We start from the raw sequence: 26,242 nt of genomic DNA, 5'->3' as shown, positions 1-26,242 counted from the left end.
CTTAATGGAGGCGCCGTGAGAAGGAACCCACTGGCAAAAGCATACCAATCAAGACTTCATAGACTCCTGTTCCTTGTTTCTTTGAAAGCACCCATTTACAAACTCAAGATAGCGACGCGCAAAAACACCCTTGTCAAATTGAGCAGCATGTTCCTTGACATACTGATGGTCGAATTTGTCTCCCCAGGTTTCAAATTCCTTTACTGCTTCAATCATTGCTGCTATCGTTTGAGTTGCAAATAGTATTCCAGTACCAGTCCCAGGTGGTGAGGAGCGAATATCCCGCACAGTTTCCAAAGCACCTCCAGCACCTAGGGCGATGACTGGAGTGCCACAAGCTTGAGCTTCAACCAGAGCGATGCCGAAATCTTCACATGCTGCATACACAAAAGCCTTAGCGGTAGACATATATTTTTTTACCACATCATCTGGTTGCCATCCCAGTATATTAATATTAGGTTTTGATATCTGTCGTATTTTTTCCATTTCTGCTCCTGTGCCGATAATAACTAAAGGTTTTTGAAGTTCATTAAAAGCTTTGACTATTAAGGATACTTGTTTATAGCTTACTAAACGGGAGACAATAACGTAATAGTCTTCTTTTTGGGCTAAAAATGGAAAATTTTCGATATTGACAGGTGGGTAAATCACTGTTGAGGAGCGACGGTAGCAGCGCCAAATCCGTGCCTTAGTATGGTGTGAGTTAGCAATGAAATAATCTACACGATTTGCGCTTAACACATCCCACTGACGTAAGCGGTGCAGTATATAACGAGATATCCACCCAGCGGCGCCGTGTCCAAGATTACTCGCGTTTAAGTAATCGAACGTTAAATCCCAGGCATAACGCATCGGACTATGGCAATAGCAAATATGTAGTTGGTTTGGACTTGTTAATATACCTTTAGCAACCGCGTGTGATGAAGAGAGTATTACGTCGTAGGAACGCAAATCCAATTGTTCAATCGCTAAGGGCATCAAAGGCAAGTATTTTTGTACGCCTTTCTCTGAAAAAGGAAAATTTTGGAGAAAAGTGGCGCCAATCTGACGTTTATATAAATAACTATCAGGATTTCGAGATTCAAAATCGATCAAGGCATACAAGTCAGCGTCAATATGGTTCAGAATTTCGCGGACAACGAGTTCTGAACCTCCGGTAGCTTTTGGTGTAAGCCATTCATGTACTAAAGCATATTTTAATGACACAGAAGTGTAGAAAGGAAGCTATAGGGTGAAAAAAAGAATATGTAATTATTTACGAGATTTACTAAGAATCTCTTATTTGCACACAAATGGGCAACGTCCCATCCAAGCTGTCCAGACGTTTTTCTACCAAAACTGGTTCCAGAGGTATACCACAACCTGATAACCTCGTTGTTGGGATTGTTGTTGAGATTAATGTAAACGGCAAGCCAGATATACAAACAAAGGATATTTATGCGAATCTTAATCATGGGTGGCACCCGCTTTATTGGCGTTTACCTCACGCAACTGTTAGTAGAACAGGGACATGAAGTTGTTTTATTTAATCGCGGTAATCGTCCTGCACCTGTACAAGGGGTGGCAACAATTACTGGCGACCGTACAGACCCTGAACAATTGAAGCAAAAACTAGCAAACGAAAAATTCGACGCAATTTTTGACAATAACGGTAGGGAACTTACTGATACTCAACCATTAGCGGAAATTTTTCAAGGCTCCGTGCAACATTTTATATATATGAGTTCCGCTGGAGTATATTTAAAATCCGACCAAATGCCCCATAGAGAAGGAGATGCGGTTGACCAAAAAAGTCGTCACAAGGGTAAATTGGATACCGAAGAATACTTAATACAACAAAACGTACCGTATACATCAATTCGTCCAACTTATATCTATGGACCACAAAACTACAACGACCTAGAAGCTTGGTTTTTTGACCGGATAGTTAAGAACCGTGCTATCCCTATTCCTGGTAACGGGATGCACATCACCCAATTCGGACACGTCAAAGATTTAGCCAAGGCAATGTGTTTAGTTTTGGGTAACTCGAATACGTTAGGGCAAGTTTATAACGTCTCTGGCGACCGTTTTGTCACTTTTGATGGTTTAGCGCGCGCTTGTGCAGTTGCCGCAGGAAAATCTCCTGACGACATCAAAATTGTCCACTACGACCCTAAGAAATTCGATTTTGGCAAGCGAAAAGCTTTTCCAATGCGCGTCCAGCACTTTTTTGCCTCTGTCAGCAAAGCGAGAACCGAGTTAGGGTGGCAACCCGAATACGATTTGGTATCAGGGCTTAGAGACTCGTATGAGAATGATTTTCTCTCCTCCGGAAGGGACAAGAAAGAAATTGATTTTTCTTGCGACGACGAAATTTTAAATAGTTAAGAGTGCTGAGTGCTGAGTGCTGAGTGTTGAGTGTTGAATAGGGTGGGCTATTGCTCACCGTTTCTATTTTTTTATTGGTGTTTGTCTATAGAATATATAGAATCGAAAATATATATAAAAATGCCTTTTGCTTTTGAAATTATTTCTACTCGTGAAGTCCATCGCGACTTTGGAACAGACAGTTACCGTCACTGGACTTTATTAATTGGTGTTCTTCGCTCTGGAGTTATTAAACTTCGCGACCATATTTGTCTACCCTCATATAATGGGCAGCATTTAGTAACTACTGTTATTGGGTTTGAGCCGAGCGTTGGTAATATATCAGAAGGTGAAAAGCTTGTAATGCTGCCTTCGCGCGCTTTTTCTCAAGAAATTCCCGACTTTATGCGGCGCCGACGTAAATTATGGCTGAAACAATCTGAAAAAAAGCAAGTTAAAGCAAGTGAAGTCAGTCAACCTTTCATGCTGGTTACTTGGGAACCAGCATACAGTGCAGCAGATATCAGGTTAGGAGGGGTAGCTAGCGACTGTTCAAAAGAGTCTTATCAAAATCAAATATTAGAATTATTGCGACATTCACCTGAACGTATATTACACTGTCGCGATTGTGCGGCGCCTCTATCAAATATACCTGCTGCAATGCCCGAACTCAAAGAACTTCTTACTCATCCAAACCGAGAACTCGTCAGTCGCGCTGTTGGAATATACAATTACCTTCATTGGCAACAGAAGGGGTAGGGTGCGTGAAGGCTACCAACAATTATTAAACGAAGCTAGAAACTTGTAGCCTTCACGCACCTTACTAACGTCACAATTATTATTCGGTGCGTGACGCTACAAGTCTTGTATCTACGTTGAGATTTTTCGTAGCGTCACGCACCCTACTCTGAATTTTCACATTCGGTCGAAATATTAAATATGTTCCTCCTAATCCTTCTACAATGGTACGTGTATTCGCGACCATCATTTTTTGATATGTGTCGCTATCACTTCCCTTTACACCTAAATTATTTGTCGCAAGCGACCGTTCGGATACTCGAACATCAGCTTGTTTTGCCACGGTTTTAACTAAGTTTGGATTGACTGCGTTATTAATAAAGATAGATGGAACGCGCGTTTGTTTAATATTTTGGATTAAAGGTTTGAATTTTGGGGATGATGGGTTTTCTGAATTAGTTATAGTTTGAAATGCGGTTTCATACTTAAGTCCGTAAGCCGTTGTATAGTAGCCTAGTTCAGCATTATTTGTAATCAGTGTGCGTTGATAAGGTGGAATGCTCGCAATTCTAGATTTAATCCATTTGTCTAGTTTTGCTATATCACTTTTGATTTTATTTGTGTTAGCTGTATACAACTTAGAATTTTTCGGCGCCACTTTCTTTAGGTTATTACTGATAACGTCCACCATAGCAGTAGCATTTTTGGCATCGTGCCATAAGTATGGATTAGTTAACTTTTTGTCACCTTGTTGAATATTCAAGCGAGGTTTAGGGACTGCGACTTGGGCAACAGCTATTTTTGGTACAGGGTTTTTACTAGCTTTGATGATATTAAATACACCCGGTTCAAGATTATAACCGTTGTAAAGAATTAATTTAGCTTTATTTATAGCTTGAATGTCATTTGTTTGTGGTTGATAAGTACGGGGGTTAACGTCAGGTGGAATAAGGCAATTTACATTAACTGTATTTCCTGCTACTTGTTTTGTGAGGTCACACAATACACTTGTAGTTACAACAACTTGAGGTAGATTATTGTTTTGGGGACGTTGCGGCACCGTTGTTTTAATCGTTAAAGTAGTATTTTGTACATTGTTTGGATTGCTACAAGCTGATAATAAAACTTGGAGTGTAAAAAAAGGTATCAGCAACTTCCTCATATTGTCAAACTGTTTTTTAATAGTAAGTATTTATGAGGTATTGTACCCACGTAAGGGCAATTACGCCCATAAGCTTTGCACTATCTTTAACAACTTAAATTTCGTTATTGAATAAAGCGGGTGGCAAAATTAGAAGCGCGTGTGGGTGATATGACGCGCGCTTTGAGAACTGCCCCTATAAGTAAAGCATAAGAAAATCCACCAATCAGTATCCACCAGAGAAGTACAAGAATACCGATGATTTGAGCCAAGGCACCACCAACATCCCATAAACCATGTAGTAAAGCTGCACTGAGATAACCAACTATAAGAATTCGCCAACGTTTGTTTGGCTTTAAAATACTCAACCCGATACAGTAACCAAACCAACCACTCCAAGCCATATGTCCAGCAATTTCCCCTAGAACTCTGGGGATTAATAGTTGTAACCCAGCGAGTTCACCACCAGCAGTTCCTAACTGTTGCCCAATTTGTATGGCTTGCCGTGGTACATATAAGCCTAAAGTTTCAATTAATGTAAAACCAGTTGCGGATGCGGCGCCTAGCAGTATACCATCTAAAGGTTCCTCAACTCCGATTCTACTTCGAGTTGGTTCAGCTAGGCACCTTCCCAAAAAATGAAATATAAAAATTGGTATTGCTTTGGTTAATTCTTCTGACATTCCCGGCCCGACAAAGTTACCAATTAGTGCTGGTATTAAGGATTGTGAATCAGAGAGTCTTCCAGGCAAAATGTTGTAAAATACTGGTGCAATTATAAAAAAGTAAACTGTGGTTAAAAGAATTACACAGAATACCGCAGAACCCGTCATTACCCACCAAGGCTTTCTTTTACCACATAACTGATAGATAAAGAAAAGAGCGGCAAAAGCCAGGTAAGTACCAAGCAGTATCTGGTAAGAGTAGCCTCTCACAATAAATAGTAGTACAACGAATATAACTGTAATTATTCCAGGTACTAAAAACCCTTTGGCAAATAATTGCCGTCTAATTTCTTTTGAGCCAATTGGAAAAATTCCACTGTCATCAGTTCTATTATTTCCGCTGCTAACTGCTGTAGCGACTTTTGTTTGCGCTACTTGATGTTCAAAAACAAACTCTGGTCCATCTTCACCTAATTTTATTCTGTCACCATTTTGTAATTCTTGACTGCTTTGCAAACGCTGATTATTTAAATACGTGCCGCGCGAGCTATTTAAATCACTAAGTGTAAAAATTTGACCTTGCTGTGAGGATGTTACTTTAGCATGGCGCCGGGAGACACTTGGGTAAGCATTGGAGTCAAGAAGTATTTGACAAGTTGCTGGGTCTCTCCCAAGCTCAAAGGATATTTCGTTTGTTCCTTCGAGTGGATAAGTTTGAATGGTTATACCATTATTAGATACTAATCGCAATAACGCATCATTCATATTGGTAGATACCTATTTATATATTGTTAAATTAGTTGCACTTTATGTATTTTATACACACCCCACTACACCACATCACGTCACACCACACCACATTACACCACACCACATTACACCACATCACATTACACCACATCACGTTACACCCTATAAGGGTGAGGCTACACGAACAAAGCCTGCCTACGCAGGCTAGGACTCTAATTTATTGTGTTATTGAGAAATTTAGATGTTTATTAAAAACGAAAAATATTAGTATAAATACGTTGGTACAAGATGTGAAACACATCTATTAATTTTAATTTTTCTTTCTATAATATTGACAAAAACCTGCCCTTTGCGATAAATAAGAGCAGGTTTTGAAAAAATCTATATAGATAATTTATTTTTATAGCATACTGGAAAGTGACAGTTTGCCTTCGAGTTGAAGCTTTGCTTTAACGCAAACAGAACAGCTACAACCCATTGCATCATTTATAGGATTGGATTTTTGTGCGAATCTAGGAACAATAGTAGCGCGCGTAGGATGTTGTGATACTAGTTCAACACGTTGGACAGGTACGGGTTGAATAACTTCTGCCGTTGCTGGACTAACAACAAACAGCAGCGAGGCTAGCAGTACGGGAAAAGTAAATAAAATCAGTTTGGTTAACTTCATGATTTACACCTAAGAAGGCATTTGTGTTACAGCATAACGAATTCGCAGCAATTAGTCATTAGCCACAATCTAAGTATAAAGACTTTTCTTGTGTATGACTTGGTTCCCAGATACTTTAAATTTACACTTTTATTTGCCAAAACCTTGACCGCGTAATGATTTTGACCAAATAAGGATTTTGCCACTGTCACCTCCTGCTGCGAGGAGTTTTCCTTTGGGGTGCCAAGCAAGACTTGAAAATCCTCCATCAGTTGTGAGAACTTGGGAAACTTGTTTTGCTTGTTTCCATAAGCATAACCATCCATCGCTAGCAGCAGAAGCAAGTAGGAAACTATCTGGTGCAAATTCAATACCCTGAATAATATCAACGTGGTTGGTTAAGACGTTTGCTTCCCATCCTTGGGACTCATCTTCTAGTTTTTCCCAAACTACCATACCTTCGACGCTTGATGTTGCAAGTAATGGGGCGCCGATTTGTGTATTAATATTAGACCAAGCAAGTTGACGTATCTTACCAGGGAAACCGCGCATCAGCCAAGGCTCAGAATTACCCCACTCCATTACACCTACTGAACGGTCCATATTACCCGAAGCAAGGAACTTACTATCTTTTGACCAGGCAAGAGCAACACTAACTGTAGGCATTTCCCAAAAATAAGGTTCGTCATCCCAGTTAGAGCAGTTCCAAATTTTAACACCTTTGTTGCCACCAGCAGCCAGGTTTTCGCCGTTACTAGACCAGTCTAATCCTAACGGAGAGGAATCTTCAAAGTTGAGTGTAGCGACTACTTCCTGAGAAGAAGCATCCCAAATTTGAATATAACGGTTCAAGCAAAAAGCAAGCTGGTTACTGGTTGGGTTCCAAACAAGTTTATCAACCCATGCAGGAGCATTTTCCAATGTTGTGACTAACTCACCATCATGCCAAATTTTGACTCTTCCATCTTGTCCCGCTGCAGCTAGAAACTTACCATCATGGGAAAACCCTACACAGTCAACAGACTCCGAAGTCGCAGCTTGTAATATTTCCAGTTCATCATCCTGCCATAGCGCAACTTCTCCCGCAGCAGAAACAACAGCAAGCGTTGAACCAACAGGTGCCCACTTTACAGCCGTTATATAATCTGACAGTGTGGCAGTAAACTTTGGCTCAAAATCTTTTGTAGTAGTTGAAGAACTCATAAACCATATAAATGAGAGTGATACTCAAATTATTATCCTATCAACATCAGGTAAAAATCTACATGTAGGGTGCGTAACGCCATAACAATTTCTCAACGAAGCGAATAATCCGGTGGCGTTACGCACCATAAACATAAAATAATATTATCAATGCCTTAAATATATAATAAACACAGCATTCGCACTTCGATACACGAAATCTATCTGCGGTACACTTCGTTGACACGTCTATACAATTTCGGTATTTTTTATAAATCATTTGTAAAAATTACGATTAAATTGCGAACCGCAAAGTACGCAAAGTACGCAAAGAAAGAAAGAAAGAAAGAAAGAAAGATAATATAAGTTATATGGTATTAATATATTTTTTCAGTTTTTATTATCATAATAAACATTATTATTTTGTTGAAACTATGAAACAAATTAGATGGTGTAAATTAAATATGTTTGGTACTAATAGCAACGTTTACCAGTTTCAAACTTTAAAGAGATTAGTTATAGTTTAAACTTTTTTGTTCATACGCTTCAAATCTTTTTCACTAAGTTTCAATCCCTAGTAGGGATTATTTATAGTTTAAACCAATTGGTTCAATCAAGAACCAAAGCGAAATCAGACTGTTTCAATCCCTAGTAGGGATTATTTATAGTTTAAACTAACGTAGATTGACAATCTCCTAACACAGAATGTTTCAATCCCTAGTAGGGATTATTTATAGTTTAAACCCTCACAGCCTTTTCCTTCCCCCGCATTGTGATGCGTTTCAATCCCTAGTAGGGATTATTTATAGTTTAAACAATTTATACCTTTTTAGAAAGGCTACACGTTTCTAGTTTCAATCCCTAGTAGGGATTATTTATAGTTTAAACTTTCTAGCCACGTTATATAATTGGTGTGGTCTTTAGCCAGTTTCAATCCCTAGTAGGGATTATTTATAGTTTAAACGATTTTGGGCAGATTTGTACTGAGGGGAAGCTGAGTTTCAATCCCTAGTAGGGATTATTTATAGTTTAAACCCCTTAGTAATTCGTCAAGAAAGATATGTTTGGGGTTTCAATCCCTAGTAGGGATTATTTATAGTTTAAACGTCGAATTAAGTTGGGGCAACAAAGATTATGAAGTTTCAATCCCTAGTAGGGATTATTTATAGTTTAAACTTTGATAAGTTTCCATACTACTTGTTTATTATTCACGTAGTTTCAATCCCTAGTAGGGATTATTTATAGTTTAAACAATTGTCTGGGATTTCAGAATCTCAAGCTTCAGGTTTCAATCCCTAGTAGGGATTATTTATAGTTTAAACCTTGCTGCCACAGAATTTACAGATGAGGCGCCTACTCATGTTTCAATCCCTAGTAGGGATTATTTATAGTTTAAACATCAAAAATCGATTGTAATCGCTATTTTGGTTACGTTTCAATCCCTAGTAGGGATTATTTATAGTTTAAACCTGCCTGTAATTGCTCTCTAAATCTGGTATCTTGTTTCAATCCCTAGTAGGGATTATTTATAGTTTAAACTAAGTTGCTCACTGATTTACGCATTTTAGCCGTGGTTTCAATCCCTAGTAGGGATTATTTATAGTTTAAACTTTTTTAGATTCCCAATCACTAAATTTTATTTCAGTTTCAATCCCTAGTAGGGATTATTTATAGTTTAAACTCCAAAAACACTTTACTGCAACAATTAAAGGCAAAGAAAGTTTCAATCCCTAGTAGGGATTATTTATAGTTTAAACTTGGCATTGAATATCATTTGATTGCAGGCTATTAGTTTCAATCCCTAGTAGGGATTATTTATAGTTTAAACTTCGCGAATACGTACCACATATTGAACAAGCCATTGTTTCAATCCCTAGTAGGGATTATTTATAGTTTAAACTTCTTCCATGTCTTTATGTAAGAAAGAGGCGCCATTAAGTTTCAATCCCTAGTAGGGATTATTTATAGTTTAAACCAAGAAGCGGGCGCAGGAAGAAAAAAATTTCCAAGTTTCAATCCCTAGTAGGGATTATTTATAGTTTAAACGTAACACGTCCTGAGAAAACTAAAGTTACTGCCTGTTTCAATCCCTAGTAGGGATTATTTATAGTTTAAACAAAGTATTTTTAAAGCAAGACGCCAAGATAGGTGTTTCAATCCCTAGTAGGGATTATTTATAGTTTAAACTTCCTTCTTCTTTCTTCTTTCTTGTTCAAGGAATTCTGTTTCAATCCCTAGTAGGGATTATTTATAGTTTAAACATCTCAGGAGATGTGGCGCCTAGCTTGAGGATTGTTTCAATCCCTAGTAGGGATTATTTATAGTTTAAACTTAGACTTGCTTGACGAACAAGGGTTGGATGTATTTGGTTTCAATCCCTAGTAGGGATTATTTATAGTTTAAACTCATATATAAGTTACCTGTAAGTTTTACGTCTATGTTTCAATCCCTAGTAGGGATTATTTATAGTTTAAACAATATGTTTTACCTGCGCCTGTGGGCAGCACAAGTTTCAATCCCTAGTAGGGATTATTTATAGTTTAAACAAGCGGGTTTGAGCGATTCTAAGATAATCAAAGTTTCAATCCCTAGTAGGGATTATTTATAGTTTAAACTTGGCAAACGGCGACTAGTTCCCCCTTCTTCTCGGTTTCAATCCCTAGTAGGGATTATTTATAGTTTAAACTAATTCCAGCCAAGACAAGAGACTTAATTAGACCTGTTTCAATCCCTAGTAGGGATTATTTATAGTTTAAACGCAAGAGTTGTTTGGTGAGGGTAGCTATCAGGTTTCAATCCCTAGTAGGGATTATTTATAGTTTAAACTGCTGGCGCCTGGAGTGCTTGTGTTATTAGGTTTTCAAGGTGCATTTCCGCGAACCTCGTTATCATAACATATAAAACAGTGTTTTGATTTTTGTGAAATGGCTGAAATGCTTTCTGGATATGGTGCGCGGGTAGTTTTAATTTTTGAGTGGCTGAAACCCTTGTCCTGAGAGAAGTCCAGCAGTTTTTGCTAAGTCGCATTTTTTGACACCCCCCCTTTCGCGGTGATACATGAGTTTAGTGATAAAATACGTAGGTATATTTGCTTGCGAGAAGGGCAGGCAAGATGCCTACCCTACGTGTTGGTGCCATTTAAAGGACTTTCAAATAAAATCTCTAAAATTGTCTTGTGGGGTGGGCATCCTTGCCCGCCTTCTTTATATGGAACTGATATGGAACGGGCGAGGATGCCCATTCCACAATTACAGGGTTCATTCCACAATTGTAGGGCAATTTAATTTTTGGAAGTTCCTAGGACAGGCAATTTAGGAAGTCTTGTTTTAATTTGGCTTCGTCCAGGTTGCGTCCAATAAAAACTAGTTCGTTTTTACGAGTTTCGGTTTCTTTCCAAGGACGGTCTGGTTTGCCTTCAAATAACATGTGGACTCCTTGGAACACAAAGCGCTCATTTTCTCCCGCTATGTTTAATATTCCTTTCATGCGGAAAATATCAGGGCCTTGAGTTTGTAGTAACTCGCTCATCCAAGCGTTTAGCTTTTCTCCGTCTAAGGCGCCTTTTTCTACGAGCGCTACAGATGTTACAGTTTCATCGTGTTCATGGTCGTGTTCTTCGGTCAGAAATTCTGGCTCTATTTCTAACGCGCGTTCTAAGTCAAAAGCTTTTACACCTAATAGTGCATCCATTTCTAACTCAGAATTACGGGTGCGATAGATTTTTGCCATCACGTTCATCGATCGAATTCGCTTTTCCAGTTCTTCTAGTTCTTCTGGTTCAACTAAATCAGTTTTGTTTAATAATATAACATCGGCAAACGCTATTTGCTCCTGCGCTTCGTCCGCGTCCCAATGTTGCAAAATATGCTTTGCATCTACTACGGTAACGACTGCATCGAGTTCTAATTTCTCTTTCATGTCCTCATCGACAAAGAAAGTCTGAATTACTGGCGCCGGGTCTGCTAACCCAGTAGTTTCAATGACTAAATGGTCAAATTTGTTACGACGCTTCATCAAGTTGCCGATAATGCGTATTAAGTCTCCACGCACTGTACAACAAATACAACCATTGTTCATTTCAAAGATTTCTTCGTCTGCATCGATAACTAATTGGTTATCAATTCCTACTTCTCCAAACTCGTTCACGATAACAGCTACCTTTTTACCGTGTTCGTGGGTGAGAATTCGATTTAATAGCGTTGTTTTGCCGGCGCCAAGATAGCCAGTTAAAACGGTTACGGGAACTGTACTTGTTATATCAGTTGTTGTTGTCATAATATCGCAGAGTGTGGAGTGATAAATTTACCTTTTTGCCAAATACCATTTTCAACTCAATGTGTGTTGTTTCTGGATGATTTAACATTAAACATGTTTATTGTGTTGGGTTCCGTTCCTCCACCTAACCTTCTTTATTATCTTGAATGGTATTCATTCTCAAAGGCTCATAGCTATGATAGCTATATTGCTTGTAAAAATGGAGCAATTGCGGAAACTACTTCTTGTGAATACTCTTCGTGCATCCCTAGTGTGCCTGGAAGCGTGACACTAATAACATTGGGTAATGCTGCTAGTGCATTCATATCAGCGCGCGATTTTGGAGGAGATGATTCGCCAACTACTACCATTAAAGGTATATTCAAACCGCTTGCTAGTTGTAAATACTCAGATTGACTATGTACTGCATCCAGATTACCTGTAACAAATGCTGCTGGTGCATATCTAGCTCCCGGTTTCTGAGTATTACGCCACTTGTGTTCTACAAATTCGGGTGTTAGTTTATTTGCATCAACGTATACATGGCGCCGATACATCCAACTCAAAAATGATGGCGCCGTATTGAGTTTATATAGTAATTGTCCAACAATTGGGGAACGCACCAAATTTTTACCAATATTCGCTTTATCCCGACTTAACCCCATCGTTGGTAATGGTCCTCGCCAAGTTGGCGCCACTAATACAATCCGCGAAAATAGATTTGGTTGCTTATTCGCAAGTTGCAGAACGTATGCACTGCTATGTCCTGCTGACACAACGGCAACAGGAGTTTGTAGGCAATTTATGACAAAATCTTGAAGAAATTGATGATAAATGGCAGGTTGATAATCAAGGGATGGTCGTGACGAGTCTCCAAACCCAGGAAAATCTACAGCTATAGTTTGAAAGTTGGGTGATAGTAGCTTTGCAATACCACCCATTTCCGAACGCATGGACACGGTACTAAATGCAGGTAGTAACAGTACTGGTGTGCCGTTGCCAAGGACTTCATAAACAACCCGGACTTGTTGGTTTTGGTAATTCCATGTGTATTCTCGTTCCTGCCCACCAATATTAAGATTGATTGTGGTGTCTTGAGATAATAAATTTGTCATTGACTGTTAACCTCAGATTCCAAAGCTTTTTTTTGCATGGTTTTGAAAATATTGTAGAAACCATTGGCGCGCGATGGGGTGAGGCTAACGTTTAAACCTGTTTCTTGGATAAAGTCTGGGGTAAGTTGAACAATTTCTGCTGGGGTGAGTCCGTTGAGTCCCTCGACTAATAAACCCACTAAACCTTTTGTTAGTTGGGAGTCAGAGTCTCCAGTAAATGTAACCTTACCATCATCAAACGCAGCAGTAATAAAAACTTGCGAGACGCAACCAGGGACTTTATTTTCTGGTACTTTGTCTTCGTCACTGAGTGGGTTGAGCTTAGTACCATACCAGATTAACTGTTCGTACCGTCGTTTCTGGTCTGTCGCGCGCTGGAAACGCTGAACAATTTTCGCCAAGGACGGTGGCAATGATTCTATCGAAAACGACATAACAACAGCATCAAATAATCGGTATCACATCTTGAGTGTAGATTATTTAAACTACCTTTTCCAAATTTAGCATTTGTGATACCGTTTGGAACTTATAGCCTTGCGCTTGTAGGTTACGCACTATCATTTCTGTTGCCGCAACAGTGGCACCTCGTTCTCCACCACCATCATGCAGTAATATTATGGCGCCAGGGGTAACATTATTAATAACGCGATTTGCAATTACCTCTGGGTTTGCCTCGTGATAGTCTTTCGGGTCTACACTCCACAGAACATTCTTTTTGTGCATTTTATTCAGAATATAAGGTAGCGTAAACCTCTTGTATCCATATGGCGCGCGGAATAAAATTTCTTGCTCAACTCCCAGATGGCGTATTAGTTCATCAGTACGCTGTATTTCTGAACGAATGAAAGATGGTGTTTTCCAAATTAGTTTTTGATGTGAGTAAGAGTGATTACCAATTTCGTGTTTGTGGGCAATCAGTTTTTGGACAGTCTGGGTATGTGCTTCCAAATTTTCTCCAACAGTGAAGAATGTTGCTTTGACTCCAAGTTGGTTAAGTACGTCTATTAGTTGGTCGGTGTAAGGTGGGTTGGGACCATCGTCATAAGTTAAAGCGACTACAGGGTCTTGCGTGTTTATTTGTGTGAAATATTCGCCGAATATTTGCAATTTGGACGTTTTGGCGAGTTTGTCTAATAGTACAAGGGTTATAAATAATACTGTAATTATGATTAGTATATACATTGTATTTATATTTGTAAGGACTTTAGTCCTTAAATTTGAAAAGTTAAGATTCCTTTAAGATTCCCGACTTCGCGTTCATTTGTCGGGAATCTGACCACCCAATCTAATTAACTATCAACTCTAGTGGTTCATGTCAATAAATTTGGTCGGCTCACGGCGTCTCGCCTGACCGCGCGCACTACACATCGCGTTCGGTACGTATCCAGGTTTTTTGAGGTTTGAGAAGGAAGGTGAAATAAATTCTAAGATTCCAAATCATGTATAAGGGTATTGTCAGAAGCGCGCGCGCGGGTAATAGAGTATATCCGAATTTAAACCATGAGCTTGTAATTGCCAGAGTTATACATAACCCTTCAATACCTAAGATTAATGTGGGTAGCCATGTTCCGAAAAGTGTTGATATAAACAACGCGGAGGTAAAACTAACTAGCCAAAGTATTATTAGTAAAGATATAGGCAAAACTGATAAATCTAAAGCGATGGCTATTAAGTCAAATCGTTTTTGTTTTATTGCTGCTAAGAATAATTTGGGTGCTTGTGTCAGCAGAGTTTGCAAGTGTCCGTGAACCCATCTTGTTCGCTGTGCGTTTCCTGCTTGTTTATGTTTGGGAAAATATCCTGTTACGAGTGCGTCTTCACAAAATAGTGGAGCATGACCAATTTGAGTGAAATCTATTCCTATTTGCTTATCTTCTGCGATGTTACCGCTTGCAAATCTGACTTTGGTTATCAAAGACCAGGGGAAAGCCATTCCTGTACCTGTGAGTGAAGCTGGTACACCTAATCTGGAACATCCTCGCTGACGAACAAAGTTTTTGATTAGAAATGCCAGAACTGATACTGCATGTCTTGGTGTAAAGTTCTCCGGCGCCTTCAGTAGATTTGTTGCTTGAACTGGTCGATTTGTCTCTACTGCCATTGCTGCTAAACGTTCTACTGTACCTTCATGAACAGTGCAGTCAGCATCAATTACGACTACTACATCCGGTGGATTGTCTACTAGGTATCTGAAACCGAAGTCAAGCGCATATCCTTTACCTCTATTTTGTAAATCAAACCGTTCAATTACTGTGGCGCCACTGACGCACGCAATATCTGCTGTGTTGTCAGTACAGTTATCTGCAACAACTAATATCTTTTCATTTATTGTTGACGCGCGTTGTACAGATGCGACTGTTGACCCGATACAAACCGCTTCGTTATGAGCTGGTATGACCACACATACATCTAGCTTTTGCTGATTATTTAAAGAATGATTGCGTTTCGGTAGAAGAGCTGCCATACATTCAATAAATAAAACTGCTACTGGTAATGCCAGAAATAATGAAATAATTAGTAATAAAATGTAAATCATGGCCAACAAAAAGTTGCTAGTCAGCATAAAAAACCCCTACTTTCTAGAGTGAATAAAAGGATATTAAAAACTCCGGTATGAACTACCGTTTAAAAAAGAGTTTTAAGATGTCAGTAATCTCAAAAGAGTAGCAATTTATTTCTACAGCGAACAATCACGCTCACGAGAAGGAAACAAAAAATGCTCTTTAAGTTATTATATGGAGTAATCCGGTAATTTTATTTACATTTATTATTTACTTTTGATGAATTTTTCGGTGGTGATTGTATTCTACTTTACAATTGATGAGGTTATTATGAAGCTTATGATGTAAAGTTTAAAATACTAATAAATAAAAAACGAGATTTGTTCGTCCTGTAGGATAGGCATCTTGCCTGTCCATGTATTAGCCTGTTCGTGTATTAGCCTGTCCATGTATTAGCCTGTCCATGTATTAGCCTGTCCATGTATTAGCCTGTCCATGTATTAGCCTGTTCATGTATTAGCCTGTTCGTGTATTTGTAGGACAGGCGAGACGCCTATCCTACGTGATTCTTAAAAGATTTTGGCAAGCGTGCTTAAGCGTTCATAAACAGAGATGAGTTGGTCTCCTTCAAGCTCAACAGAAGTACTTGGGTAGTTACGAATAGCTGCAAGCAGTGTTACTTCGCCATTTCGCTTTATTGACTCACCCAAAGCTGTTCGTAGCGCTTGCTCATCCAGTTGTTTTCCGGGAGGATGAACTACTGAACCTATTTGGTCTACCAAAACTGGCCCTGCCCAACTCGACAATAAATTATTTAAGAAGCCAGTGTCGGCTTTTATTCCTGCTGTCAGTGCCTTACGAGCAACAGCAGGGTTTTGGCCAGCTGCTTGTAAATAACCTCTGAGTGTAGGTGTAGTTTGACCAGTTTGTACAAACTGACTTAATTCGTTAACGGAGATTGTCCCCTGGAACTTACCGTATCGTAAAATAACTTGGTCGGCAGCATTTGCACTAGTGCTAAAAAGTAAAACTCCTGCACTAACTCCTAAAGCTACAAGTAGAGAATTCAAACGCTGTTGCTTGATACGGTTGAAAAAATCAAAAATCTGCATCTTAACTCAACTATTTTATCTTGAGTACATACATCCAATTGTAAAGAATCAGCACTTCTACTGGCTATAACTTACGATGTAGCTATTTTGACTATTTTTAAACAATTTTCAAATACTTCAGCTTCGCATAACAGCATCTAATAACTTACCACCACCAAAACGAATTACATCAGTACAAGGTAAACCAGTTTCTGTTTGCACTTTAACTATTTCTTCTTTGGCAGTGGTTTCGTCTAAATGTCCTGTATTCAAAGCGACACCAACAACAGAGGCGCCTTTGAATGCTCCAGCAGCTTTAGCAACCATTTCGTATAACTTAATAACTTCACTCAAAGGTGGAATATGTATACCTTCCATAACTTCAGTTTGACCTGAACGATGCACGAGAATCAAGTGTGTTGGTTGTGAACCGCGTATCAAAGGTAACGTTGCTGTTGATGCTGGATGTAATAGTGAACCTTGTCCTTCGATGTGCAAAATGTCATAGTTCTTTGCATACCGTAACACCATTTGTTCAACGGCGCCTGCTGCAAAGTCAACTCGTATGGCATCCAAAGGTATTCCGTCACCTTCGAGCATTAACCCAGTTTGCCCTGTCGCCAAAAACTTAGAACGCCACCCTCGCAACCTTGAAGCATGATGTAATTCTATACTCGTAGACATTTTACCAACAGCCATGTCGGTTCCAACAGTTAATATTCGGCGACAAGATAAGTTGCGTGCTTGTGCTGTTGCCATACCTAAATTAGATGGTTCTTTTCGCACATCCCAAATTAACTGTCCAGGTTTTAGCAGTGCTTTGAGTTCAGGAATATTTTCTAAAGGAGTGTGTAAACCGTTTACTATAGACATTCCCGCTTTTATAGCATCTTTCAATTCGTGCCAATATTCATCGGGCAAGGCGCCACCTTTGGGTGCTATCGCAATAACCAAAACTTCAGGTTGATATTTCAGGGACTCAACGACCGAAGCAACTATTGGTACATCCCGCTTAATACCCGTCAACTCCAAAATCGACTTACCTGCACATTCTTTATCGATTGCGGCTACTATTGGAGCTTCGCTGTATCGTAACAAAGACAACCCAGTTTTACCAATCGTTGTCTCAATTCCGCCGTGTAATAGAATTGCAACCCTTTGATTAAGCGCTAGTCGCACGATATTGTACCCCCAAACCTGGTAAATCATTAGGTAACAGGCGCCCAGATTGCAGAACTGCACCGCAAAAAGGGTCATCTATAAGATTAAGATGACTATCCAAATCTAGATAGTCGAAGAGCGGAGAAAGTTGTGCAGCAGCAGTATTCGTTAATGCACTATCCGAATAGCAACCAAACATTACTTGTAATTGATGCGCGCGCGCTACATGTACCATCCGTATTGCCTCGGTTAAGCCGCCTGACTTCATGAGCTTGATATTAATACCATTAATGCTATTTGCCAAGTGATTAACATCAAAACTAGTAAAGCAACTTTCGTCTACAAATATCGGCAACGGTTGTTTTGCTTTCAATTCAGCTAGTTCTGCTTCATGTCCTTTTGGCAAGGGTTGTTCAATATACTTAATATTTAAATCAGCTAGCCACTTGCCCATTACTATTGCATCCTCTAAACTCCAACCGCCATTCGCATCAACAAATATCTCAAGATTAGGCGCCTCATTCTGTACAGCAAGTAACATTTCTTTGTCAGCTTCGATACCAAGAGTATTACCGAGTTTTACTTTCAATACCTGAATATCAGCATATTCCAACCATTTTCTAACTCGTTCTCTAGCTGCATCAGGTGTATTTATACCAATTGTTACGGAAGTTGGAACAATAGTACTTCTATCTAAACCCCAAATTTTCCACAAGGGTAAACCAACGCTTTTACCAAACCAGTCATGTAAAGCAATATCAAGAGCCGCGCGTACTGGGCTGATAATATTAGCTTGAATCAAAAACTTTTCTATCGAGTCACGTTCATACGGACTAAACTTTTCAATAATTGGCGCCACCTTAAGAAAACTTGAGTAAATCATCTCAGTAGTTATGGCAGCACCTCCTGCACTAAATGGTGATGCTTCACCCCAACCCTCAATACCATCATGTAAAATCTTTACCCATACATTCGTTGTCTGCGCTGTTGTACCATAACTAATTGTCAGCGGAAAACGTTTTGTTAAGGAAAAGGGTTTTACATCTAGTTGCATGATTCTACTTTGTTAGAGGAAGGAATTTTACGTAAATGCACTTGTGCGATTAATGTCATCATACCTTTTTCTACCTCCATCTTTTTAACACGGAAAGCAGTCCCGCCTATTTCTAGTGATGGAGCTTCTGTTAATTCTTGAATTTTCTGGATAAAAGCTGTGACGAAATCAAGGGTAACACCTTCATTTTCAGCACAGACAAAGCTTTCGAGTATAATTGGTGAGGTTTCAGTACGAGGACAAAAGATAGATTGAAACGTTAATGGACGTGTGGCGCCACCTTGTTCGAGTAAGATTTTACCGACAACCTTTATTTTGTTTGCTTCAGGTAAGTGAATACGGATAAGTTGGGGTTTGAAGGTTACATCTTCACCGTTAAGATTTAAAGCAAGTCCCTTTTGTAGGTAGCTACGAACAATATTAGAAGTCATAGCACGATTTAAATCATCCTCGGTAAATACGAGACGGGCATTAGCATTAACAGGTTTGTCAAATTCAACTTTACCCAAAATAGCGTTTAAAGGGTTAACTGAAACACTATCGGTTTGCAACTGAAGTTCTTGTATGCGAACACCTTGCGTCTCCAAACCCTGTCCTTCTACTCCTACACCATCGACTTGTCCTTGAAAAAGTTTAAGCAAATCTGTTTGAATATCAATATCAATTTCATCAACATTATCAAAAGCAAGACCCACACTTGTTTCAATCGCTTTAGAGACAAGGGTTCCTTCTAGATTTTGTTCAGTTTGCATAGTTTAGTCCTTGAGGTATTATCAGCTCTATAAATCTAGACGCGAGAAAATTAAAATTAATCTGCATTGCGAAGGTAATATATTATTTTGATGATTCTACCAATTGATAGAAGGCGCCTCATTCTGTTAATTATCTTGTGGAACAGGCATCCCTGCCTGTGCCTTGTATGTTAAGGGCGGGCAAGGATGCCCACCCCACAAGAGTTTACTTGTTTTACTTTCATTGGGACACCTGAAGAGGGAACGATAGTAATACCGCGACGCACAGGTTTAACGTAAGTGTTCAGGGGGCGCCTGTCAACAAGTTCGAGTTCAAACTGGGATAAAATAGCGGCTAATACTAGCTTTAATTCATACATTGAAAAAGCGGCGCCAATACATCCTCGATATCCACCTCCAAACGGTAAATATTCGGTTGCAGAATACTTTTGATTTAAAAATCTATCAGGATTAAATTTTTCTGGTTCTGTGTAGGATTGACTACGATGATGTGCCAAATAAATACAAGGAACTAAAACAGTACCAGTTGGATATTCAACACCACATATTTCTACTGTCTCTTTTGTCATGCGTGGAGTACAAATTAATGCAATAGGGTGAAGTCGCATTGTTTCTTGGCAAACAGCAGAAAGATAAGGCAATTTAGTAATTTCGCTTACTGCTACACCTTTTAGTTCATGAATAATTTTTGCTTTTACATCTGGATGTGCATGAATTAGATAAAATAGCCACTGTAGAACACCAGCAGTCGTTTCATAGCCTAAAAGTAAAAGCGATATAAGTTGGTCTTTTAATTCTTCATCGCTCATTACTTGTCCGTCTTCATCACGCGCGGACATTAATAAACTAAGAATATCAGTAAGTGAATTATCTTGTACGCTTCGTCTTTCAGAAATTTCAGCATAGACAAGATTATCTATATCTTGTTTACGCTTGAGATAATTTCCCCAAGGACTCCAGGCGCCTAAGTCTTTTTGTAGCGGTGGAAAGAAAAATAAGCTGGAGTACCAAGGTGTAGTAATATCATCTAACAAAGCGCTCAGAAGTTGCTTAAGCTTTTGATACCGCGTACCTGGACTAATTCCAAATACTACTTGTAGTATAATCTGTAAAGTAATATCGGGCATTACATGTTGCATTGAGACTACTTGACCTGGGCGCCAGTTTTTAGTGGCATCTTGGGTAATACTATATATAGTCTCGCCATAAGACTTCATCCTATCGCCATGAAAAGACGGCATCAGTAAACTACGCTGACGGTTGTGCTGTTGACCTTCTTGGAGGACAATCGAATTGGCGCCGAACAGTGGTTTAAATACGTGGGTTGCTTTTTTAAAGTCTAATTTCTGTGCAGGAATAGCGAAACATTCAGATATAGCTTGCGGATGACCAAAAAATACAACGGGTGGAGAGTTTATACCTAGTACCCGCATTGTAAAGGTATCGCCGTATTTTGCGGCGCTTTTGTCTAGAAATTTGGTAGGGTTGGCAATTAATTGAAGAGTTTGTATTAAAGAAGACATTTTGATAAGCTGTTGGTTTTTTGCTTATAAAGGACGGGCAGGGATGCCCGTTCCACAAGAATTATCCCATAAAGCTTATTAGACTTTAATCCTTTGTGTTCTTTGTGTCTTTGTGGTTTATCTTTTTAAGGAACCACAAAGGTCACAAAGGAAGAGAAGAAAGAGAAGAAGAGTAACTTTGAGAGACTTGTGTGTACACCGTAGTTATTAAGGGGGGTTGGGAGGATCAATTATCTCAATTATTAATTTTTATTACCCGAACCTGGTTCAGCTAATTTACTGTGCATTTCCGTCTTCAGTGCATCAGGCAGAACCTGAGCGACGGCGCCTTGAATTTTAGTCATCAGCGAACCTGCAATAACTTTATCTTTGCCAGCCATTAAAGCTTCAAAACCTTGCTTTGCCACCTGAGCAGGGTCATCCTTTTTACCGCTACCTGCCTGTGTATCATCCATATCCGCGCGGTGGAAGAAGTTGGTATCGGTAGGTCCAGGCTGAAGCGCAGTCACAGTTACACCAGTATCTTTTAACTCGTTACGTAGGGACAGTGAGAAGGATTGCAAAAACGCTTTGGAAGCTGCGTAAACTGCCTCGAATGGTCCAGGCATTATAGCAGCAATCGATGAAGTAAAGAGAATTTTACCTTTGCCGCGTTCGACCATATCTTTTACCACTCTTTTGGCAAGATGGACAGACGATACAACATTCAGGTTTATAAGATTAAGTTCGTCTTGTAAATCAGTCTCGCGCGCAAAGTCACCACCAACACCAACACCCGCATTAATAGCGATAGCATCCACAGGTCGGCCAGTCGCTTTTATCTTGTTATACAGAGTCTCAACACCTTCATAAGTCGCAAGGTCTGCTTGTACTGTTTCAATTTCGGCCTTTGAGGTTTGGGCGATTTCTTTCGCAACTTCGTCTATGTTTGAACCAGTGGCAGTAATTAGCAAATCAAAGCCATTTTGAGCGAACTGTTTCGCCAGCTCGTAACCTATACCATTAGAGGCGCCGGTTACAACAGCCAAAGGTATAATTGATGAATTCATAATCTGATACTTCTATATATTCACAACGCTTACAATCCTAAGAAGGCAGCATCAAGATTACGTCTTTCCAACGAAGTATCGTGATTTATGTTAAAAGTTATACTTGTGTCATGCCCAGGTAGAAGCATCTAAAGATTTTGATACTTGTGTAAAAGTAAAGTTATAACCCGTTTTTAGTATAGTTTTATCAAGTTGTGGCACCTTCAGTTGCCAATTGTCCCAAACGCTTTAAAATACTAAGAACTATATATAAGTCGTTTCCCGGATTGAAAATATCGAATAATCTAGATAATATATATCTAGGCGCCTCCTGTTTAATCAGTTTTACGAACAAGAAACTGGCGCCGTTAGTAATCAAACCGTATACTGGTTTATCAGAATTAGAAAGTCCTAGCATATAGGACAAAAGTTGTGGTTTTGCCATAGTAATTTAATAATATTTTGGTTATATTGTGTTATTTAGACCGTTTACCTTTAGCGCGAATATCATCCGGCACCAAGAAGTTAAAATATTCTTCGAGATTAATCATATTCCGCCTTTAATCATGGGTATATTCATACTATGATAACCGATTCATGAGGATGGGACGGTCGGGAGCGGAAACTAAACCTCGACGTTTGGGGTTTACTTTGGTTTTCGTGACTAGTTCTAATTGTATAGATGTAAGAATTTTTGCTAGTACTAGTTTCATTTCAAATTGAGCAAATGCTAGTCCAATACAACGTCTGATACCTCCACCAAAGGGTAAAAATTCATAGGCTGAATATTGCCGTTCTAAAAATCTTTCAGGTTTAAACTGGTCAGGATTGGGGTATAAATCTTGACGACGATGTGTATCGTATATTGAACCATAAACTAATATACCTGGTTCTAAATCATAACCACACAAGGATATCGGTTTTTCGACTTTGCGCGGAAAGGTAAGCAGTGCTACAGGGTAGATACGGAGTGTTTCGTTACAAACGGCGGTAAGGTAAGGTAATTTAAAAATAACGTTTGAATCAGGATTATTGCCTAAACTACTAAGTTCATCCAGTAATTTAGTTTTAACGTTTTCGTTCTTATAAATGAAATATACTGCCCATGCCAAAGCTGTTGCTGTTGTTTCGTGACCTGCTGTTAATAATGTCATGAGTTCGTTACGCAGTTCCACATCAGTCATTGCTTGTCCGTCTTCATCGCGCGCTGACATTAGTAAACTTAAGATATCAACGTGCGTTTCGGGGTCTGGGTTATTGCGTCGTTCTTGAATTTCTTCGTAAATTATTTTATCAGCTTGTAGTAACAAGGTATTAAAGTCTCGGTCAGAATTAAATGTACGTAATACTTTGCCTAGTACTGGAAAAACGGCAGCAGCAAGAGATAACGGTGAACTTGTAGAGTCTAAAATATTGCCTAACACCCGTTCTAATTCTCGTGCGCGCGGACTATCATATAATCCAAACACAGCTTGCATGATAACCTTAAGTGTAATGGTTTGCGTGACGCTGCGAATCGAAAAGGGGGTGCAAATCTGCAATGTAGATATTACTTCATCAGTAACTTGATAAATAATATCAGCATACGCGCGCATCCGCTCACCATGTAATGCGGGCATAACTAACTGTCGTTTACGCTGATGCTGCTTTCCACTAGCAGTAATTACTGACTGCGTTCCTGATATGGGTATAAAAATTGCATTTAACTCACCAGGAGACGATAACTCTTTTGTATCACTTGTCAAAAGAGTTTGCAAAGCATCAGGATTATTCACAAGAACAGTTGGATAATCAGGACGTAAACTCAAACCATAAATGTCACCATATTTAGAAGCGCATTCGTCCATATATGACATTGGAGCAAAAATCCAGCGCAGCAATTGTACATTGCTAGGAGTACGAGGTGTAGGTGGTAGATGCATATCTGGTAAATCTAATCAGAAGCTACACATCGATTTTACACAAATAAACACACCTTATTGGACGTGAATACCCGTAGTAAGCACTTCAGTACTTTCCCCAGTACTTCCCCTCATCCCCCTAACACCCATATTAATAACCCGACTTGGCCCCGTCACCAAACCACGGCGCCGAGGTCTAACATCCCCACTAGTAACAAGTTCCAACTCCACCAACCTCATAACCGTAGCTAACACCACCTTCATTTCCAACATTGCAAAAGCATTACCAATACATCGACGCACACCACCACCAAAAGGTAAAAACTCATACGGTGAAAATTGTTTCTCCAAAAATCTTTCCGGACTAAACTGCTTCGCTTCCGGGTATATATCCTCACGTTGATGAGTTAAATAAATCGAACCCATAATATAAGTACCAGGTTCCAAATCATAACCACACAAATTACATGGTTCTTTAACCTCGCGCGGAAAAGTCAGCATTCCTACAGGATAAATTCGCAGAGTTTCGTTACAAACAGCACTCAAATATGGAAGCTTATTAACAGTATTAAAATCCATATCACCCAAACCATCAAGTTCAGCCATTAACTTATAACGTACCGATGGTGTTTTATGTATCCAGTAAAAAGCCCAAGTTAAAGCTGTTGCCGTCGTTTCATGTCCAGCACTTAAAAGTGTTATCAACTCATCACGTAATTCCACGTCAGTCATCGGTTCACCGTTTTCATCGCGCGCTGCCATTAGTAAGCTTAAAATATCAGTACGTGATGGATCCGGGTTTTCTCGACGTTCAGCAATTTCGGTGTATATTAACTTGTTCACTAGTTCACGGCGCCGTAAAAAAGTACCCCACGGCGTTAATTTACCCAAATCGCGTTGCAGAGCAGGGTAATATAACATTAGCGTGCGTAAAGGTGAACTTCCACCAGCATCCATCATAATGGTAATTACCCGTTCAAGTTCCTGGGCACGGGCGCCATTGTATAATCCAAACACAGCTTGCATTATCACTCGTAAAGTAATAGTTTGCATTGCCGAACGAATACAAACAACTTCGTCTACCTGCCAGCTTTGAATAACTTCTTGAGCAATATTACTGATAGTTTGAACATAATTATGCATCCGTTCACCGTGAAAAGGTGGTGTTAATAATTGTCGCTGACGTTTATGTGTCTCACCACTGACTGTAATTAGAGAATTTTTTCCTAGAAGTGGCTCAAATGCCGAATTTAAATTGCTAGGCGCCGTAAATTGTTTAACATCACCAGTTAAAATTTGCTGTAACGCTTGCGGGTTACTAACAAGTACAAGTGGCATATTTAACTGTAGCGTAAAGATATCACCATAACGTTTTGCACAATCTTCCATAAACCACATGGGAGTAGCAACCCATTGAAGCATTTGTACAATTGCAGGAGTTTGCGGACCTGAAGGAAGTTTCATACTTGTATATAGAGAAGTATTACTTCTGTTGTGCCATTGAAACCCCAGATTAGTTATTAAGTATTTATAAAAAAATAAAAACCCCGTAGGATAGGCATCTTGCCTGTCCTACAAGGGTATTGGACGGGCACCTAGTGCAGCGCGGCTAAAATAACTATCAAGTTGAAAAAGGGTACAAAGCTTGTAAAAGACGTTACATGTAACGTCTTTACGTGGCGGTTACAGGTTTTTATAAACCTCGTCATCCTTCCTTTTACCGACACGAAATACATCAACCATTTGATTTTCGTCATCAATGGTGTATAAAATTCTGTACTCTCCTTGATCAACACGGTAGCCGCCTTCGTAACCTTTAAGCGACTTGCAATCTTGTGGTCTAGGATTGCCTTGGAGCGAAAATATTTTTACCGCAACTTGTTTAAATTGCTTGTTGGGTAAATCAATTAATTCTTTTTCTACGCCTTTATCAACTCTAAGGGTATAACGATTACTCATTGATTTGTCTTTGAGCAATAATTGCCTCTAAAGTTGTAAAACCATTGTTTTGTTCAACTACTTCCCGTAATTGTCTGGACGCGATAGCATCTTCTAAATCTTCCAGTCGCTTCAAGTCGTCTACTGTTACAATAGCAACCGCTGCTTTACCGTGTCTCTCAATTACAATGCGTTCACCTCCATGCTCGACTCGGTTAAGCACGTCTTGGAGGTTCGCGCGTGCTTCTGTTGTGCTGATAGTATTTGTCATTTGTAAATCAACGTACAAAATGTACAAAATATAAAATTTGTACATTTATTATATCTTAAATATTAGGGACAGGCGAGACGCCTATCCCACAAGAGCTTGTATGTCGCTAGCTTTCTAAACGTATTATCCAGGCTTGCTTATTCTTGTATTGTGGAAAACAAATAAATTGAGGAACCGGG

Annotated in this window: 23 protein-coding genes and 1 CRISPR repeat array; of the genes, 2 read left to right on the top strand and 21 right to left on the bottom strand. The window is 39.3% G+C overall.

Annotated features, from left to right (window positions below; translation table 11 throughout):
• Window positions 1-48: 48 nt before the first annotated feature.
• Window positions 49-1,206 carry a glycosyltransferase gene (locus tag AC2JBO_RS05560; RefSeq protein ID WP_496952637.1) on the bottom strand — a complete coding sequence of 386 codons (1,158 nt, stop codon included), beginning with the start codon at window positions 1,204-1,206 and terminating at the stop codon, window positions 49-51.
• 231 nt (window positions 1,207-1,437) lie between these two features.
• Between AC2JBO_RS05560 and AC2JBO_RS05555 the strand changes: the two genes are divergently transcribed.
• The gene (locus AC2JBO_RS05555) at window positions 1,438-2,370 is read left to right on the top strand and encodes an NAD-dependent epimerase/dehydratase family protein (protein WP_496952636.1); all 933 of its coding nucleotides are present in this window, start codon (window positions 1,438-1,440) and stop codon (window positions 2,368-2,370) included.
• A gap of 120 nt (window positions 2,371-2,490) precedes the next feature.
• Entirely contained in the window at window positions 2,491-3,108 is a 618-nt protein-coding gene (locus AC2JBO_RS05550; protein WP_496952635.1) for a hypothetical protein, read from the top strand.
• Between the two features lie 79 nt (window positions 3,109-3,187).
• Here the strand turns inward: AC2JBO_RS05550 and AC2JBO_RS05545 are convergent, their stop codons facing one another.
• The 20 genes from AC2JBO_RS05545 to AC2JBO_RS05450 form a co-directional block, all read right to left on the bottom strand.
• Window positions 3,188-4,249 (bottom strand): metal ABC transporter solute-binding protein, Zn/Mn family, encoded by a 1,062-nt coding sequence (locus AC2JBO_RS05545; RefSeq protein WP_496952634.1) that lies wholly within the window; start codon window positions 4,247-4,249, stop codon window positions 3,188-3,190.
• A gap of 104 nt (window positions 4,250-4,353) precedes the next feature.
• On the bottom strand, window positions 4,354-5,658 hold the full coding sequence (locus AC2JBO_RS05540) for a PrsW family glutamic-type intramembrane protease (RefSeq protein WP_496952633.1): 1,305 nt from the start codon (window positions 5,656-5,658) through the stop codon (window positions 4,354-4,356).
• Window positions 5,659-6,043: 385 nt separating this feature from the next.
• Entirely contained in the window at window positions 6,044-6,313 is a 270-nt protein-coding gene (locus tag AC2JBO_RS05535) for a hypothetical protein (RefSeq protein ID WP_496952632.1), read from the bottom strand.
• Between the two features lie 129 nt (window positions 6,314-6,442).
• Window positions 6,443-7,495, bottom strand: a complete 1,053-nt coding sequence (locus AC2JBO_RS05530; protein WP_496952631.1) for a WD40 domain-containing protein — start codon at window positions 7,493-7,495, stop codon at window positions 6,443-6,445.
• A gap of 543 nt (window positions 7,496-8,038) precedes the next feature.
• Window positions 8,039-10,300: a CRISPR direct-repeat array (repeat unit 37 nt; unit sequence GTTTCAATCCCTAGTAGGGATTATTTATAGTTTAAAC).
• Window positions 10,301-10,771: 471 nt separating this feature from the next.
• On the bottom strand, window positions 10,772-11,749 hold the full coding sequence (locus AC2JBO_RS05525) for a CobW family GTP-binding protein (RefSeq protein ID WP_496952630.1): 978 nt from the start codon (window positions 11,747-11,749) through the stop codon (window positions 10,772-10,774).
• A 182-nt stretch (window positions 11,750-11,931) separates the two neighbouring features.
• On the bottom strand, window positions 11,932-12,843 hold the full coding sequence (locus AC2JBO_RS05520) for an alpha/beta fold hydrolase (RefSeq protein ID WP_496952629.1): 912 nt from the start codon (window positions 12,841-12,843) through the stop codon (window positions 11,932-11,934).
• Entirely contained in the window at window positions 12,840-13,277 is a 438-nt protein-coding gene (locus tag AC2JBO_RS05515) for a SufE family protein (RefSeq protein ID WP_496952628.1), read from the bottom strand. Before AC2JBO_RS05515 ends, AC2JBO_RS05520 begins: the two co-directional genes overlap by 4 nt.
• A gap of 46 nt (window positions 13,278-13,323) precedes the next feature.
• A complete protein-coding gene (locus AC2JBO_RS05510; RefSeq protein ID WP_496952627.1) occupies window positions 13,324-14,025 on the bottom strand; it encodes a polysaccharide deacetylase family protein in 702 nt (233 codons plus the stop codon).
• A gap of 178 nt (window positions 14,026-14,203) precedes the next feature.
• Window positions 14,204-15,406: a glycosyltransferase family 2 protein gene (locus AC2JBO_RS05505; RefSeq protein WP_496952626.1), complete on the bottom strand. Its 1,203-nt coding sequence runs from the start codon at window positions 15,404-15,406 to the stop codon at window positions 14,204-14,206.
• Window positions 15,407-15,913: 507 nt separating this feature from the next.
• A complete protein-coding gene (locus tag AC2JBO_RS05500) occupies window positions 15,914-16,456 on the bottom strand; it encodes an alpha/beta hydrolase (RefSeq protein ID WP_496952625.1) in 543 nt (180 codons plus the stop codon).
• Between the two features lie 117 nt (window positions 16,457-16,573).
• Window positions 16,574-17,614, bottom strand: coding sequence for an N-acetyltransferase DgcN family protein (locus tag AC2JBO_RS05495; RefSeq protein WP_496952624.1), 1,041 nt, complete (start codon window positions 17,612-17,614; stop codon window positions 16,574-16,576).
• Window positions 17,598-18,650 (bottom strand): dipeptide epimerase, encoded by a 1,053-nt coding sequence (locus tag AC2JBO_RS05490; protein ID WP_496952623.1) that lies wholly within the window; start codon window positions 18,648-18,650, stop codon window positions 17,598-17,600. The genes AC2JBO_RS05495 and AC2JBO_RS05490 overlap by 17 nt, the downstream gene beginning before the upstream one ends.
• Window positions 18,641-19,402, bottom strand: a complete 762-nt coding sequence (locus AC2JBO_RS05485) for an LmeA family phospholipid-binding protein (RefSeq protein WP_496952622.1) — start codon at window positions 19,400-19,402, stop codon at window positions 18,641-18,643. Before AC2JBO_RS05485 ends, AC2JBO_RS05490 begins: the two co-directional genes overlap by 10 nt.
• A 170-nt stretch (window positions 19,403-19,572) precedes the next feature.
• Window positions 19,573-20,925, bottom strand: coding sequence for a cytochrome P450 (locus AC2JBO_RS05480; RefSeq protein WP_496952621.1), 1,353 nt, complete (start codon window positions 20,923-20,925; stop codon window positions 19,573-19,575).
• Window positions 20,926-21,167: 242 nt separating this feature from the next.
• Window positions 21,168-21,974: an SDR family NAD(P)-dependent oxidoreductase gene (locus AC2JBO_RS05475; protein ID WP_496952620.1), complete on the bottom strand. Its 807-nt coding sequence runs from the start codon at window positions 21,972-21,974 to the stop codon at window positions 21,168-21,170.
• A 187-nt stretch (window positions 21,975-22,161) separates the two neighbouring features.
• Window positions 22,162-22,398, bottom strand: a complete 237-nt coding sequence (locus AC2JBO_RS05470; protein ID WP_496952619.1) for a hypothetical protein — start codon at window positions 22,396-22,398, stop codon at window positions 22,162-22,164.
• A 136-nt stretch (window positions 22,399-22,534) separates the two neighbouring features.
• Window positions 22,535-23,875, bottom strand: coding sequence for a cytochrome P450 (locus AC2JBO_RS05465; RefSeq protein ID WP_496952618.1), 1,341 nt, complete (start codon window positions 23,873-23,875; stop codon window positions 22,535-22,537).
• A 54-nt stretch (window positions 23,876-23,929) separates the two neighbouring features.
• The gene (locus AC2JBO_RS05460) at window positions 23,930-25,318 is read right to left on the bottom strand and encodes a cytochrome P450 (protein ID WP_496952617.1); all 1,389 of its coding nucleotides are present in this window, start codon (window positions 25,316-25,318) and stop codon (window positions 23,930-23,932) included.
• Between the two features lie 219 nt (window positions 25,319-25,537).
• Window positions 25,538-25,813, bottom strand: coding sequence for a type II toxin-antitoxin system RelE family toxin (locus AC2JBO_RS05455; RefSeq protein WP_496952616.1), 276 nt, complete (start codon window positions 25,811-25,813; stop codon window positions 25,538-25,540).
• The gene (locus AC2JBO_RS05450) at window positions 25,806-26,063 is read right to left on the bottom strand and encodes a type II toxin-antitoxin system Phd/YefM family antitoxin (protein ID WP_496952615.1); all 258 of its coding nucleotides are present in this window, start codon (window positions 26,061-26,063) and stop codon (window positions 25,806-25,808) included. The genes AC2JBO_RS05455 and AC2JBO_RS05450 overlap by 8 nt, the downstream gene beginning before the upstream one ends.
• Between the last annotated feature and the right edge of the window lie 179 nt (window positions 26,064-26,242).

Source organism: Calothrix sp. CBUCES-K 9914 (genome assembly GCF_059640475.1).
This window is presented reverse-complemented; position numbering and strand designations above follow the sequence as displayed.